The sequence below is a fragment of the Saccharothrix sp. genome (assembly GCF_031180885.1).
Taxonomy (GTDB): Bacteria; Actinomycetota; Actinomycetes; order Mycobacteriales; family Pseudonocardiaceae; genus Actinosynnema.
The window spans coordinates 42,301-56,291 of sequence record NZ_JAPSLK010000015.1 but is presented as its reverse complement, the minus strand read 5'-3'; the positions used below and the strand labels follow the sequence as shown (position 1 = coordinate 56,291).

At 70.6% G+C, this 13,991-nt stretch carries 15 protein-coding genes and 1 riboswitch; of the genes, 6 read left to right on the top strand and 9 right to left on the bottom strand.

The genetic code is table 11. The features are described 5' to 3' along the window. Positions 1-28 precede the first annotated feature (28 nt). From ahcY to RIN75_RS19515, 4 genes are all read right to left on the bottom strand, one after another. Positions 29-1,483 (bottom strand): adenosylhomocysteinase, encoded by a 1,455-nt coding sequence (gene ahcY, locus RIN75_RS19530; RefSeq protein WP_309113400.1) that lies wholly within the window; start codon positions 1,481-1,483, stop codon positions 29-31. A 127-nt stretch (positions 1,484-1,610) separates the two neighbouring features. Beyond that, a riboswitch (S-adenosyl-L-homocysteine riboswitch) is annotated at positions 1,611-1,692 on the bottom strand. 31 nt (positions 1,693-1,723) lie between these two features. Further along, the gene (locus RIN75_RS19525; protein WP_309113399.1) at positions 1,724-2,392 is read right to left on the bottom strand and encodes a TetR family transcriptional regulator; all 669 of its coding nucleotides are present in this window, start codon (positions 2,390-2,392) and stop codon (positions 1,724-1,726) included. Beyond that, complete coding sequence (locus tag RIN75_RS19520; RefSeq protein ID WP_309113398.1) at positions 2,370-2,744, bottom strand: DUF393 domain-containing protein; 375 nt, start codon at positions 2,742-2,744, stop codon at positions 2,370-2,372. The genes RIN75_RS19525 and RIN75_RS19520 overlap by 23 nt, the downstream gene beginning before the upstream one ends. After that, positions 2,741-3,139, bottom strand: a complete 399-nt coding sequence (locus RIN75_RS19515; RefSeq protein ID WP_309113397.1) for a hypothetical protein — start codon at positions 3,137-3,139, stop codon at positions 2,741-2,743. The genes RIN75_RS19520 and RIN75_RS19515 overlap by 4 nt, the downstream gene beginning before the upstream one ends. Positions 3,140-3,261: 122 nt before the next feature. Here RIN75_RS19515 and RIN75_RS19510 point away from each other — a divergent pair, with 122 nt between their 5' ends. Next, positions 3,262-4,017, top strand: coding sequence for an SGNH/GDSL hydrolase family protein (locus RIN75_RS19510; RefSeq protein WP_309113396.1), 756 nt, complete (start codon positions 3,262-3,264; stop codon positions 4,015-4,017). Between the two features lie 80 nt (positions 4,018-4,097). On the opposite strand, the gene RIN75_RS19505 is transcribed toward RIN75_RS19510, so the two are convergent. After that, positions 4,098-4,934, bottom strand: a complete 837-nt coding sequence (locus tag RIN75_RS19505) for a hypothetical protein (protein ID WP_309113395.1) — start codon at positions 4,932-4,934, stop codon at positions 4,098-4,100. A 173-nt stretch (positions 4,935-5,107) separates the two neighbouring features. Then, positions 5,108-7,015 (bottom strand): intein-containing Rv2578c family radical SAM protein, encoded by a 1,908-nt coding sequence (locus RIN75_RS19500; protein ID WP_309113394.1) that lies wholly within the window; start codon positions 7,013-7,015, stop codon positions 5,108-5,110. A gap of 46 nt (positions 7,016-7,061) precedes the next feature. On the opposite strand from RIN75_RS19500, the gene pnuC reads away from it, so the two are divergent. Both pnuC and RIN75_RS19490 read left to right on the top strand, forming a co-directional pair. Then, positions 7,062-7,700, top strand: a complete 639-nt coding sequence (gene pnuC, locus RIN75_RS19495) for a nicotinamide riboside transporter PnuC (RefSeq protein ID WP_309113393.1) — start codon at positions 7,062-7,064, stop codon at positions 7,698-7,700. Beyond that, positions 7,697-8,767, top strand: coding sequence for an AAA family ATPase (locus RIN75_RS19490; protein ID WP_309113392.1), 1,071 nt, complete (start codon positions 7,697-7,699; stop codon positions 8,765-8,767). The genes pnuC and RIN75_RS19490 overlap by 4 nt, the downstream gene beginning before the upstream one ends. A gap of 5 nt (positions 8,768-8,772) precedes the next feature. Here the strand turns inward: RIN75_RS19490 and RIN75_RS19485 are convergent, their stop codons facing one another. After that, positions 8,773-9,399 carry a nitroreductase family protein gene (locus tag RIN75_RS19485; protein WP_309113491.1) on the bottom strand — a complete coding sequence of 209 codons (627 nt, stop codon included), beginning with the start codon at positions 9,397-9,399 and terminating at the stop codon, positions 8,773-8,775. 381 nt (positions 9,400-9,780) lie between these two features. On the opposite strand from RIN75_RS19485, the gene RIN75_RS19480 reads away from it, so the two are divergent. Continuing rightward, positions 9,781-11,112, top strand: coding sequence for a YibE/F family protein (locus RIN75_RS19480; RefSeq protein ID WP_309113391.1), 1,332 nt, complete (start codon positions 9,781-9,783; stop codon positions 11,110-11,112). A gap of 3 nt (positions 11,113-11,115) precedes the next feature. Here RIN75_RS19480 and RIN75_RS19475 read toward each other — a convergent pair whose 3' ends face one another. Together RIN75_RS19475 and RIN75_RS19470 are read right to left on the bottom strand one after the other, a co-directional pair. Then, a complete protein-coding gene (locus RIN75_RS19475; protein ID WP_309113390.1) occupies positions 11,116-12,243 on the bottom strand; it encodes a hypothetical protein in 1,128 nt (375 codons plus the stop codon). A gap of 81 nt (positions 12,244-12,324) precedes the next feature. Continuing rightward, positions 12,325-12,687: a DUF1304 domain-containing protein gene (locus RIN75_RS19470; protein WP_309113389.1), complete on the bottom strand. Its 363-nt coding sequence runs from the start codon at positions 12,685-12,687 to the stop codon at positions 12,325-12,327. A gap of 18 nt (positions 12,688-12,705) precedes the next feature. Here RIN75_RS19470 and RIN75_RS19465 point away from each other — a divergent pair, with 18 nt between their 5' ends. Both RIN75_RS19465 and RIN75_RS19460 read left to right on the top strand, forming a co-directional pair. Beyond that, on the top strand, positions 12,706-13,113 hold the full coding sequence (locus tag RIN75_RS19465) for a hypothetical protein (protein WP_309113388.1): 408 nt from the start codon (positions 12,706-12,708) through the stop codon (positions 13,111-13,113). Positions 13,114-13,121: 8 nt separating this feature from the next. Further along, entirely contained in the window at positions 13,122-13,985 is an 864-nt protein-coding gene (locus RIN75_RS19460) for a fused MFS/spermidine synthase (RefSeq protein WP_309113387.1), read from the top strand. Positions 13,986-13,991 lie beyond the last annotated feature (6 nt).

Here is a 13,991-nt window from a genome sequence, read left to right as displayed (position 1 = left end):
ACGGTGTACGACAATCGCACGACTACTTTCAGTAGCGGTAGTGCTCGGGCTTGTACGGCCCCTCGACGGCCACGCCGACGTACTCCGCCTGCTTCTTGGTCAGCTCGGTCAGGTGCACGTCCAGCGCGTCGAGGTGCAGCCGCGCCACCTTCTCGTCCAGCAGCTTCGGCAGCCGGTACACCGACTTCCCGTAGTCTCCCGGCTTGGTGAACAGCTCGACCTGCGCCAGCACCTGGTTGGTGAACGAGTTGGACATGACGAAGCTCGGGTGCCCGGTCGCGTTGCCCAGGTTCATCAGCCGGCCCTCGGAGAGCACCAGGATCGAGTGCCCGTCCGGGAACACCCACTCGTGCACCTGCGGCTTGATCTCGATCCGCCGGATGCCCGGCACCTTCGCCAGGCCCGCCATGTCGATCTCGTGGTCGAAGTGGCCCACGTTGCCGACGATCGCGTTGTGCTTCATCCGGGCCATGTGCTCGACGCCGATCACGTCGACGTTGCCGGTCGTGGTGATGAAGATGTCGCCGCGCTCCACCACCTCGTCCAGCCGCCGCACCTCCAGCCCGTCCATCGACGCCTGCAACGCGCAGATCGGGTCGATCTCGGTCACCACGACCCGCGCGCCCTGGCCGCGCAGCGAGTCCGCCGCGCCCTTGCCGACGTCGCCGTACCCGCACACCACGGCGAGCTTGCCGCCCAGCATCACGTCGGTGGCCCGGTTGAGGCCGTCGGCAAGCGAGTGCCGGATGCCGTAGCGGTTGTCGAACTTCGACTTGGTCACCGAGTCGTTCACGTTGAACCCTGGGAACAGCAGCTCACCGGCCTCGGCCAGCTTGTAGAGCCGGTTCACCCCGTTGGTGGTCTCCTCGGACACGCCCCGGATGCCGGCGGCGATCCGGGTGAACCGCGTCGGGTCGTCGGCCAGGCTGTCGGCCAGCGTGGCCAGGATGATCCGGTACTCCTCGCCGTCCTCTTCCGTGGCGCGCGGCACCGCGCCGGCGGTCTCGAACTCGACTCCCTTGTGCACCAACAAGGTGGCGTCGCCGCCGTCGTCCACCATGAGGTTCGGCCCCTCGGGGAACCCGAAGATCTTCTCCGAGCACCACCAGTACTCCTCCAGCGTCTCGCCCTTCCAGGCGAACACCGGCGTGCCCTTCGGCTCGTCGACCGTGCCGTCCGGGCCGACGACGACCGCCGCCGCGGCCTCGTCCTGGGTGGAGAAGATGTTGCAGGACGCCCAGCGCACCTCCGCGCCCAGCGCCACCAGGGTCTCGATCAGCACGGCGGTCTGCACGGTCATGTGCAGGGAACCCGCGATGCGCGCCCCGCGCAGCGGCTGGGCTTCCGCGTACTCCTTGCGCAACGCCATCAGGCCGGGCATCTCGTGCTCGGCGAGCCGGATCTGGTGCCGGCCCGCCTCGGCCAGGGCGAGGTCCGCCACCGCGAACTCGATGCCGTTGACCGTCCTCAGCTTGTCACTCATGTGTCCCTCAGTCCAATGTGGAGGGTCCACCCGGGCGCGCCGAACGCCACCCGCGAACGGGCGCGGGTGGTGGGTGTGACGGGACGAGCCGTCAGTTCGGGGAGTTGCCCGAAGCGGAACCTCCTGTGGTCAGGAGGCGCCCTTGGGTCGAGTGATCGCGGACCGAGCGTGGCGGACCTTCCCGGTCCGTCGCAGCGCCTCTCGGCCGCGCTTCCAGGATGGCGAGAACCCGCCAGATCGTCAACCCAGCCGGCTCAAACCGATGTCGCGGAACAACTGCACGGCCTCCCGGGTCACCGAACGCAGGCCGGGCACGCGCGACATCGAGAGCAGCTTGCCGATCAGGGGCGCGCTGCGCCGGATCAACGTCCGCGTGTTGCGCTGCCCCTCGGACTTGTCGTGCACCCAGTACAGCACCACGCCCATCTGGAACAGCCACAGCAGTTCCGGCAGGTCCTCGCGCAACTGCCGGTCCACCTTCACCCCGTCCAGCAGCCGCCGGTGGATCGCGATCGCGGCCTCGCGGGCGTTGCCGGACTCGGTGGAGAACGGGCTGAGCGGGCTGTTCGGGTCGATCGCGTTCTTGAAGAACTGCACCGCGAACTCGTGGTAGGGCGCGGAGACCTCCAGCCACGCCAGCAGCACCGCCGTCAGTCGCGAGGTGAAGTCGGCGTCGGCGTCGAACGCCTCGGCGGAGGCCCGGGCGTGGGCCTCCGCCATCTGGTCGTAGAACCCCTGGACCAGGTGTTCCTTGGACGGGAAGTAGTAGTAGGCGTTGCCGACGGACACCCCCGCTTCCTTCGCGATGGCCCGCATCGTGGTGCGGTCGTAGCCGTGCTCGCGGAACAGCCGCAGCGCCGTGTCCACGATGAGGGCCCGCGTCTGCTCACTCTTGGCAGGTTTCTCCACAGTCCTCGTCCTTGGTCATCGCCCGCAGCCGGTCGGCCAGTTCCGTCGCCGCGCGCAGGAACACCCGGTGCCCGGACCGGGTCATCCGGTTGGCCGTCGGCCGCCACGCCCGCAACGCCCACAGACATACCAGCCACGCCCGTTCGCCGCGGTACACCTCCCCCCGATCGCCGATGACCGTGATCACCTTCAGCGTGTGGGCGTGGTCGAGGTCGGGGAACCGCCGGCGGGCCGGTTCGGAGCCCGCCGGGACGAACTCCAGCCGCACCAACTGCTCCTGCCGGGCCAGCCAGCCCTTGGCCCGGCGGCAGAACGGGCAGTCCGCGTCGTAGAGGACGGTCAGGGCGGTCATGCCGGCCTCGTGTAGGCGTCGGGGCCGACCGGCGGCAGGTCCTCGGCCTGGTGCAGGCTGCGCCGGCGCATCCGGCCGAGCACGAAGACGTTGCCCAGGTGCAGGACGCCCAGCACGATCAGGACCGTGCCGACCTTGACCGAGAGCGTCTCGAACACCTGGCGGGTCTCGCCGACGGTGTCGGCGGTGCGCAGGTACCAGGTGACGAAGCCGAAGTTGACCAGGTAGAAGCCGACCACCAGCAGGTGGTTGACGGTCCGGGCCAGCTCGTCGTTGCCGCCGAAGACGTCGACCAGGAAGACCTTGCCGTTGCGGCTGAGGGTGTGCCCGACCCAGACGGTCAGGCCGATGCTGATCAGCAGGTACAGGACGTAGGTGAGGACCAGGGCGTCCACTCTTCCCCCTTTTTGAACGTGTTCAACTCTTGTCGTCGCCGAGCGTACGCCTGGTTTTTGAACATGTTCAAGTCCTATGCAACTAGTTGCACTGCAACTGGTCGCACATTACGGTTCGGCGCATGGCGTACTCCCGCTTCGTCGCCCTGGGCGACAGCCAGACCGAGGGCATCGGCGACGGCGACGACGTGACCGGTCACCGGGGTTGGGCGGACCGCCTGGCCGAACGCCTGGCCACTCTGAACCCCGGCCTGACCTACGCCAACCTCGCCGTGCGCGGCAAGCTCGCCTCCGACGTGCACGGGGAGCAGTTGGCCCCCGCTGTGGCGCTACGCCCGGACCTGGCCAGTGTGGTGGCGGGGATGAACGACATCCTGCGCCCGAAGTTCTCCGCTCCCGAGGTGGTCGGCCACCTGGAGGCGATGTTCCGGGCGCTGACGGAAGCCGGCGCGCACGTCGTCACCGTGACCTTCCCGGACATCGGCGCGGTGACCCCGCTGGCCCGCCCGCTGCGGCCCCGCGTGCTGGCCCTCAACGCCGAGATCCGCGCGGCGGCGGCACGGCACGGCGTGACCGTGGTCGACACCCACCCGTACCCGGCGGTCTGCGACGCCCGCCTGTGGAGCCCGGACCGGCTGCACGCCAACGCCTTGGGCCACGCCCTGATCGCCGACGCCGTCGCCCACGCCCTGGGCCTACCCGACACCGACGACAACTGGCACCGTCCCTTCCCCGATGCGGCGGCCCGGGCCACCGCTCTCACCGAGGCCCGGTGGCTGGCCGGTTTCCTGGCTCCGTGGTTGCTCCGCCGCTTGCGCGGCCGGTCGTCGGGGGACGGCCGAACGGCGAAGCGCCCAGACCTCCTGCCACTGGCCTAGGCGCTCCGCCGCCGATCAGCGCTGACTCACCGCTCCAACCGGCCTCTCCGCTGGAGGCCGGCCACACCGCTGAAACCGCCTCACCGCTGGAAGCGCCGGCGCCTCGCCAGTGCGACGCCCATGCCGCCGAGCAGGACCAGCAGGGTGCCGATCGGCACCATCCACGCCGTCCGCGAGCCCGTGGAGGCCAACGGCTTTTGGCGGTCGACCGCCAGCGGCGCGGTCGTGGTCGTGGTCTGGGCCGGTGCACTGGTCGTCGTGGTCTGAGCCGGTGACGTCGTGGTCGTCACGGGCGTCGTGGTCGTCGTCGCCGGTGACGTGGTGGTGGTCGTGGTGGTCGACGTCGTATCGGACGTGGTGGTCGTCGTCGGCGTCGTGGTCGTGGTGGTCGTGTCCGAGGTCGTCGTGGTGGTGTCGGACGTCGTCGTGGTCGTGGTCGGGTAGGTCGTGGTGGTCGTCGTGGTGGTGGTCGTCATGTCGTAGGTCATGGTGGTCGTGGTGGTCGTGGTGGTGCCCACGGACTTGATGCCGCAGGCGAACCAGTGGCTGATCTCCGCCGGTTGGCCGGAACTGGCCAGCGGGGCGTGCAGGTCCAGCCACGGCACAGGACCCAGGTCGCCGTAAGTGTTGAAGGCGTTGCTGCCCTTCACCACCACACCGGTCAGCTTGTAGCCCTCCGGGACCGCCGTCACGTCCAGGTAGGTGCCGTCGTCGTTCGACGTGACCTGGATGATCTCGCCGGGCAACATGCCCTCCGCACACGTGGTGGCGTTGCCGGCGTAGGCCGTGGCGCGGGGGTCGCCGGACACCGGTGGGTCCTGGCCCGGCGGTTGGGCGGTGGCGGTGCCGAACCACACCACACCGGCGGCGAGGAGGCAGGCCGTCAACTGGAAGGCCCGGGTGATGGTCGTGCGCACGTCGTCCTCCAAAGTCGGCTCCGGCCCGCGCGCACGAGAGCGCGGCGGGCTGCCGGTGGGGACGGCGACAACCGAAGTACGCGGACCAGAAAGCTTGGCCACAGCCCGCGCGGATCAGCGACGCACAAAGCGGGACAACCACCCTAACCGGTGAGGACTTTCCAACCATCGAGTCAGAGCAGGGCCAGTTGCTCCTGGTCCACCCCGCGCGGCGTCGGGACGGTGCCGGGCAGGCTGCCCTCCGGCCACACGCCGTCGTCGTCGCCGGGCACCCCGACCGCGTCGCGACCGCCTTTCACGTCCAGCCCGTGCCGGCGCAGCAGCCGCTGGATGCGGTCGGCGAGCCACTTCCGGTAACGGATGTCCACATAGGACCCGCGCGCGTAGAGCCGCCGGTAGGTGTCGGCCAGGTCGGGACGGCTCGCGACCAACCACCGCGCGAACCACTCGCGCGCGCCGGGCCGCAGGTGCAGCGGCAGCACGGTCACCCCGGTCGCCCCCGCCGCGGCGATCTCCGCCAGCAACCCGTCCAGCTGCTCCTCGGAGTCCGTGAGACCCGGCAGCACGGGCGCGACGAACACCCCGCACGGCAGCCCGGCCTCCCGCACCTTGCGCACCAGCTCCAGCCGGGCCTGCGGGCTGGGCGTGCCCGGCTCCAGCCCCGACTGCAACTCCCGGTCCAGCAACGCGATCGACACGCCCAACCCCACCGGCACCGACGAGGACACGGAGGCCAGCAACGGGATGTCGCGGGACAGCACGGTCCCCTTGGTCAGCACGGAGAACGGCGTCCCGGAGTCGGCCAAAGCCTTGATGATCCCGGGCATCAACGCGTACCGGCCCTCGGCCCGCTGGTACGGGTCGGTGTTCGTGCCCATCGCCACGTGCTCGCGCGTCCACCGCTTGGACCGCAGTTGCGCGGTCAGCACCTCGACCGCGTTGACCTTCACCACCACCTGGGAGTCGAAGTCGTGCCCGGCGTCGAGGTCCAGGTAGGTGTGCGTGTTGCGGGCGAAGCAGTTGTGGCTGACCAGGCCGTTGGCCACGAAGTCGCCGGTGCCGGTGCTGATGTCGTACAGCGTCCGGGTCACGCCCAGCGCCTCCACCGACACCACGCGCAGCCGCGCGGACGTCGGCACCGGCACCCCCTCGACGGCCTTGCCGCGCGCCACCGCCGGTCCCACCATGTGCAGGAACCGCAGCCGCTCGGCCAGCCCGCCGGTGATGCGGACCCCGCGCACCTCCACCACGTGCCCGATCCTCAAGCGGGTCAACGCCAGCACGGCCGCCTCGAACACCGAACTGTCCGAAGAGGACAGCACCAGCTCGCCGCCGGCCGCCGTACCGCGCGCGTCGAACAGCCCGGCGAGGAACCCCTTGGACCACTCGTCGTCCGGCGTGGTCGGCCACTCGATCAGCTCGCCGTCGCGCGGGACCCGACCGCCGGAGTACTCCTGCGCCCGCGCCAGCACGTCCGGGTCGGCGGGCAGCCCGCCGCGCACCACGCCCCACAGGTAGCCGCGCTTGTACTCGTCGGTGCGCGCGGGCGGCGCGGCGAACCGGCCGGTGCCGACCAGCCGGGTGCCCTTGGTCAGGAACGGCCGCTCCTCGAAGTCCGCGCACCGGCCCGGGGTGACGTGCTTCCAGCCGTCCTCGGACAGGAACCGGTGGTCGCCGCTGGTGACGACCCGGGTGCCGTCCTCCAGGGTCACGCGGTAGGCCGGTTTCACCGTCGTCCAGTGCGCCTGGACACGGGTCGTGACGAAACGACCCGCGTGCGTGCCGAAGACCTCCTCCCCCGGCGACAGCTCCGCGATCGGCTTGGTGCGGCCGTCGGCCAGGAGGACCGGGGTGTCACCGGCCAGGCAGTACGTGCAGCCGTGGGTGCAGCCGCGGTAGGGGTTGACCGTCCAGGAGAACGGGAGCCGCCCGCCGGGCACCTTGTTGAGCACCGACTTGGCGCGGACCTCGTGGAACACGACGTCGGCGAAGTCCGGGGTTCGTACGCTGCGAACCAGTCCCGGCAACCCCGGCAGGGCCTGCTGCCGGTCCGCCCCGTCCTTCTGCCCGTCCCATCGCATACCCACATTCGAACACGTGTTCGAACGAGCGTCAAACGGAGTACTGGTGTCGCTACTGGACGTCATCCTCGTGCCCTTCAACACCCCGGCGGTCACCGTCGGCGGGGTTTCCACGAGCTGGGGGGAGGTGGCGGGTTTCGTCACGGGCGCGCTGTGCGTGTGGCTCGTCGCCCGGCAGAACCCGCTCAACTGGCCCATCGGCATCCTCAACAACCTCGCCTTCCTCGTGCTGTTCGCGACCGGCGGCCTGTACGCGGACTCGGGGTTGCAGGTCGTCTACATCGCACTTGCCCTGTACGGGTGGTGGGCGTGGCTGCGCGGCGGCACCGAGCACACACCGCTGCCGGTCAGCCGCACCACCGCCGGCCAGTGGTGGTCGCTGCTGGCCGCCGGTGTGGCGGGGACGCTGCTGATCGCCTGGGTGCTCGTGACGTTCACCACCTCGACCGTGCCGTGGGCGGACTCGGTCACGACGGTGCTGTCCCTGCTCGCCACCTGGGGCCAGACCCGCAAGAAGGTCGAGTGCTGGTGGCTGTGGATCGCCGCCGACGTGATCTACGTTCCGTTGTACGCCTACAAGGACCTGTGGCTCACGGCGATCCTGTACGTGGGGTTCATGGCGCTGTGCGTGCTGGGGTTGCGCAACTGGTCGCGGGCGCTGCGCGCGGACGCGGTGCCGGCATGAGCGAGTTCGACCACGCCCTGGTCCTGGGCAAGTTCTACCCACCGCACCGCGGCCACCACCACCTGATCCGGACCGCCGCCGCGCGCAGTGACCGGGTCACGGTGGCGGTGCTGGCGTCGAGCGTCGAGTCGATCCCGGTGGAGTCGCGGGTGGCGTGGTTGCGGGCCGAGCACACCGACTCGCCGGGCGTCGTGGTCCTGGGTGATCTCGACGACCACCCGATCGACTTCGAGAGCGATGCGGTGTGGGAGCTGCACATGGGTGTGGCGCGGGCGGTGCTGGCGCGGCGGGCGATCATGGACGGGTCGCCGGCGTCGGCGGTCGTGGACGCGGTGTTCTCCAGCGAGGCGTACGGCGAGGAGATGGCCAAGCGGTTGGGGGCGCGGCACGTGGCCGTCGACCCGGGCCGGGTGGCGTTCCCGGTGTCCGGGACGGCCGTGCGGGCGTCGGTCGCGGAGAACTGGGACATGCTGGCTCCGGCGGTGCGGGCGGGGTTGTGCGCGCGGGTCGTGGTGGTGGGGGCGGAGGGCACCGGCACCACGACGTTGTCCCGGGCGTTGGCCTCGGCGTTGGACGCGGGGTGGATTCCCGAGTACGGACGCGAGCACACCGAGCACAAGTTGGCCGCCGCGCGGGCCTTTTCTGGTTCAGCTTCTTTGGGGAGTCTTGTGTGGACAGTCGGCGACTTCGTCGACGTGGCGCGGCGGCAGCAGGAGATGGCTGACGCTGCGGCCGTGTCGCGCCCGGTATTGGTGTGCGACAACGACTCTTGGGCCGCTTCGGTGTGGGGTCACCGGTATCTCGGGCACCCGGTTGTGGTGGAAGCCCGCCGTCCTGCTTTTTACGTCCTGACCGACCACGAGGGGGTGCCGTTCGAGCAGGACGGGTGGCGGGACGGCGAGCACCTCCGGACGTGGATGACCGGGCTGTTCGAGGAGGGGTTGGCGGCGCGGGGCGTGCCGTGGGTGAAGGTGACCGGGTCGCCGGAGGCGCGGTTGCGCCAGGCGCTGGCGGCATGCGCTCCCGTTCTGGCGGACCACTTCCCCTTTGCCGACCCGTTGGGCTAAACGGCTCAGATGGTGACCAGGACCTGGTCCAGCGACTTGCGGACCAGGTTCGGCACCACGCAGTCGTCCGCCGGGTAGCCGACCGGGATCACCGCGAACGCCCTCTCGTTGCGGGGCCGGTTGAGTACTTCGCCGAGGAACTTCATGGGCGAGGGCGTGTGCGTGAGCGCGGCCAGGCCGGCCAGGTGCAGCGCGGTCAGCAGCATGCCGACCGCGATGCCCACCGACTCGTCGACGTAGTAGTGCTTGCGGCGCTCGCCGGTCTCGTCGAGGTAGTAGCGCTGTTGGAAGACGACGATCAGTTCGGGGGCGTCGGTGAGGTGCGGCTTGACGTCGTCGGTGCCCAGGGGGCGCAGGGCGTCCAGCCATTCTTCGCCCAAGCGTCCGGCGTAGGAGATGCGCTCCTCGTTCTCGGCGGCCTCGCGGATCGCCTTGCGCACATCGAGGTCCACCACCCGCACGAACGTCCAGGGCTGCTGGTGCGCGCCGCTGGGGGCGGTGGAGGCGACCGCGATCGCGTCGAGGACCACCTGGGTCGGGACGGGGTCGGTGGAGAACATGCGCACGGTGCGGCGCTCGTCCATCCGGCGGCGCAGGTCGGCGGCGGTTTTGAGGGACTGCTCGACCGGCATCCGGGCGGGGCGGTAGGGGACGGGTTCGAACGGTCGACCGTGGATCGGGGTCCAGTTCGTCACGCGCTCGACTGTGGCACCGGGGTCGGGCGGGTTGAAGGGGTTGGCCCGAAATTCGGTGCGAAGTGTCCGTTATTCGGACGTTGTGCTCGGCGATCACGCGATCACGACAGCGGCCTGGCGGCCTCGCGGCGGCACGGCTGCGGTCGCGGCGCAGCAACGGCGAGGTAGCACCAGCGGCGCGGCGGCAGCGGCGGCGGCCGGCAGCGGCGGTGGCGCGGCGTGCCAAAGCAGCGTTGACGGTGGCGGATGGGTAGCCGGTGGCGGGGGGTTCGATCATCTCGGGCGGTACCGGCACCTCGCGTCGGGCAGTATGTGCGGGTGCACGTCAAGGATCTCCTCGCAGCTCACGGCCACGGGCACGGCCGTCACGTCGAACCCGCCTCCGCGCCCGTCCGCAGACTGCTGCTGGTCCTCCTGGTCCCGTTGGTGCTGGCCACCGTCGTCGGAGCGCTGCTGCTCTACCCGTTCGGCCGCGAGCAACCCACGGGCCCCGAGGTCGGCATCACGCAGACGCCGGTCCGTGGCGAAGTCACGGCGGTCACCAAGGGTGGCTGTGGGCCGGAGGGGGACCAGCCCGGCGCGAGCGGGTGCGTGTTGGTCGCCGTCAAGATGTCCGACGGGGCCGCCGCCGGGCGGGAGGTCCGAATCCCCGTTCCGGAGCAGCCGTCCTCGCCCACGTTCGAGGTCGGCGACGAGGTGGTGCTGGCGTTCGGCGGTGGTGACCCGACCGCCAACACGTCCTACCAGCTCGCGGACTTCCAGCGGGGCACGCCGATGGTGCTGCTGGCGGTCCTGTTCGCGGCGGCCGTCCTGCTGCTCGGGCGGTGGCAAGGGTTGGCCGCGTTGGGTGCGTTGGCGTTGAGCTTCGTGGTGCTCGTGCTGTTCGTGCTGCCCGCGCTGCTGGCCGGCGAGAACCCGGTGACGGTCGCGGTCGTCGGGGCCGGGCTGATCATGTTCATCGTCCTCTACCTCACCCACGGCGTCTCGGCGCGCACGTCCACCGCCGTCCTCGGCACGCTCGTCAGCCTCGCCCTGATCGGCCTGCTCGGCGTCGCGTTCACCGCCTTCGGCAAGCTCACCGGCCTCGACCAGGACACCGCCAACCTGGTGTCCCTCCTCGGCCACGCCATCGACACGCGCGGCCTGCTGCTCGCGGGCACCATCATCGGCGCGCTGGGCGTGCTGGACGACGTGACCGTAACCCAGACCAGCGCCGTCTGGGAACTGCGCCGCGCCAACCCCTCGCTCGGGTTCCGCGACCTGTACGCGGCAGGCTCGCGGATCGGCCGCGACCACCTCTCGTCCGTGGTGAACACGCTGGTCATGGCCTACGCTGGCGCCGCACTCCCCCTCCTGCTCGCCTTCTCCCTCTCCGGCCGGAACCTCGGCGAGATCCTCACCGCCCAGCAGGTCGCCCAAGAGGTCGTGCGGACCCTGGTCGGCAGCATCGGCCTGGTGGCGGCGGTCCCGATCACCACCGCCCTCGCCGCGTTCGTCGCCGGACGCGAAGACGTACCCGTCGAAGAGGAGCCTGAAGAGGAGCCCGAAGAGGAAGAGGAAGAGGAAGAGCCGCCCTCGCGGTTCGAGCGGGTCACGGGCGATCTGCGGACCGGGTACGACCCCGCCAAGGGGCCATGGCGCCGCGTCTGAGGCTCACCCGATGTCCAGCCGCCCGATCTTGTTCGCGGTCAACAGCCCGAACCACACCGCGCCCGGCTCGTGCACGTTGATGTCGCACGGGTAGGAAGCCGAGGACGGCGTGCTCCACATCCGCACCTCGTGCGTGACCGGGTTGAAGCGCGCCACCTGATTGCCCAGGCCGAACACCGCCGGGAAGCTGACCGAGAAGTAGATGTTGCCGTCACCGGCCTCCGCGATCGGCCCGGCCATCGGCAACGGGTTGCCGACGCTGCCCACCGCCAGGCCACCCAGGACACTCGTCAGCAGGCCGTTCACGCCCAGCAGCGGGTACTCGGTGATCACGCCGGTCACCGGGTTGATCCGCGCGATCTTCATGCCCAGCGACTCGCCCACCCAGATCGTGCCGTCGGCCGCCGTGCGCACGCCCACCGGGAAGGAGTTCGGCGTCGGCATCGTGTACTGGGTGAAGACGTGCGTGTCCACGTCCAGCGTGGCCACCTTGTTCAACTGCGGCAGGTCGAACACCACCGTCCGCCCCGGACCCGGCTTGATGATCCCGAACAGCGCACCCACCTGGCCCAGGATCTCCCCCGGCACCCGGAACTTGGCCCACGCCCCGGTCACCGGGTCGTAGCGGCCGATCGAGTCCAGCCCGCCCAGCGTGAACCACAGGGCACCGTCCGCGCCCCGCGCGAGGTCGTTGGCCAGCCCGAGGCCGCTGTGCAGGGGGATGCCCAGCGCTTCGGTGCTGAACGCGTTCGCCCACGGCAACGGGAATTCGGTCATGCTGCCGTCGTCGGTGTCCACGCGGAGCAGGCTGTTGCCGGTGACCTGCGGCATCCACAGGTCGCCCGCCAGGTCGAGGTCCATGCCGCCGGGCACGGACAGCGGCATCGGGGTGGAGAAGTTCTCGAACCGCCCGGTGGCCGGGTCGAAGCGGGCGACCTGGCTGCTCAGGTACTGCTCCACCCACAGCTTGCCGTGGTGGTCGAACTCGACCTCGCACACACCGCCGATCGGGAGGGACGACGGCACCGGGCCGTACTCGGTGATCGGACCCGCCGCCGTCGCGGACAGCGGCACCAGGGACGTGGCGAGCAGGGACGCGGTGACGAGCAGGCGGCGTAAGGCTGGTTCCATGGCTTCGCTCCCGGGGTCGGGACCGATGCTAGGACGCCTTCACCCCACCGTTTGTCACACGATCGAGTGGTTGGAACAGGCTCAGCCGGCGAGGAACGCGAACAGCAGGGCGATCGCCGCCGGCACCGACTGCACGAGCAGGATGCGCCGACTCGCCGTCGCCGCCCCGTACAGCCCGGCCACGAACACGCACAGCAGGAAGAACACGACGAACGCGTACCCGATCTCACCGCCCCGAACCAGGCCGAAGATCAACCCGGCGGCGAGGAACCCGTTGTAGAGCCCCTGGTTGGCGGCGAGCACCTTCGTCTCGGCGGCGAACTCGGCCGTCGTCCCGAACGCGGCCCGCGCCCGGGGGGTGGTCCACAGGAACATCTCCAGCACCAGGATGTAGACGTGGATGGCCGCGACCAGCGCGGTGAGCACGTTCGCGACGATCTGCACGGCGGGTACCGTACCGACATGCTGCGGACCGTGCTGAGCATGACCACCCGTGTCGCGGGCGGACTCGTGGCCGGTGTGCCGGCGCTGCCGCGCATCGCCGAGGCGTTGGAACGGCTGACCCCGCTCGCCGAGGCGTTGCCGCAGGTCACCGAGCTGCGCGGGACGCTCGAACGGCTGGAGCAGCTGGCCGCCTTCCTGGCCAACGAACTGCCCGAGGCGCTGCACCAGATGGAGGCCGTGCACGCCCAACTGGTCGAGCTGGCCCCGAAGATCACCGCGCTGGCGGGCAACACCGGCGAACTGGACGAGTCGATCCGCGTCCTGGCCGCCGCGCTCGGCCCGTTGCAGGGCACCACCGAACGCCTCGGCCGGCTGGTCGACCGACTGCCCGACCGGCGGCGGCGCAACCAGGCGCTGCCGGGATAATCACCGGCGTGGGACGAACCCGGAAGGCCGACGAGACGATCACCAGGGAGGTCGACTCGGGCATCGCGGAACTCGTCCCCGACCACGACGTGAGCGGCGCGTGGACGCTGCGCCTCAACGGCACCCCGCAGTCCCACGTCGACCTGGACGACCCGTGCCACCTGGAATTCGAGTACATCCGGCGGCTCGGCCACGTCGCCGACCTGCTCGCCCCCACCGCCGAACCCGTCCGCGCCCTGCACCTGGGCGGCGGCGCCCTGACCCTCCCCCGCTACATCGCCGCGACCCGACCGCGCTCGACCCAGCAGGTCGTGGAGGTCGACGCGGCGCTGATCGAACTCGTCCGCGGCCTGCTGCCACTGGACCGGGCGTGGCGCATCAAGATCCGCAACGGCGACGCGCGCGAGGTGCTGACCAAGGCCCCCGCCGACACGTTCGACCTGGTCGTGACGGACGTCTTCGCCGGCGCCCGCACGCCCGCGCACCTGACGTCGGTGGAGTTCGTGGAGCTGGCCGAGCGGACGCTGCGCGGCGGGGGCGTGTACGCGGCGAACATCGGCGACGGCGGCAAGCTGGCGTTCGCGAAGGCCCAGGCGGCGACCGTGCGGGCGGTGTTCCGGCACGTGTGCGTGCTGGCCGAGCCGGCGGTGTTCCGGGGCAGGCGTTTCGGCAACTTCGTCATCCTGGGCTCGCACGTGGAACTGCCGGTGTCCGACCTGGTCCGCCGCACAGCCAGCGACCCGTTCCCGGGGCGGGTGGAGCACGATGAGTCCTTGGTCAGGTTCATCGGCGGCACACCGGTGACCACAGACGAAACCGCCACCCAGTCCCCACCCCCGCCGAAGGGCACGTGGGGCCTGCCCACCGAATGAGCTGTT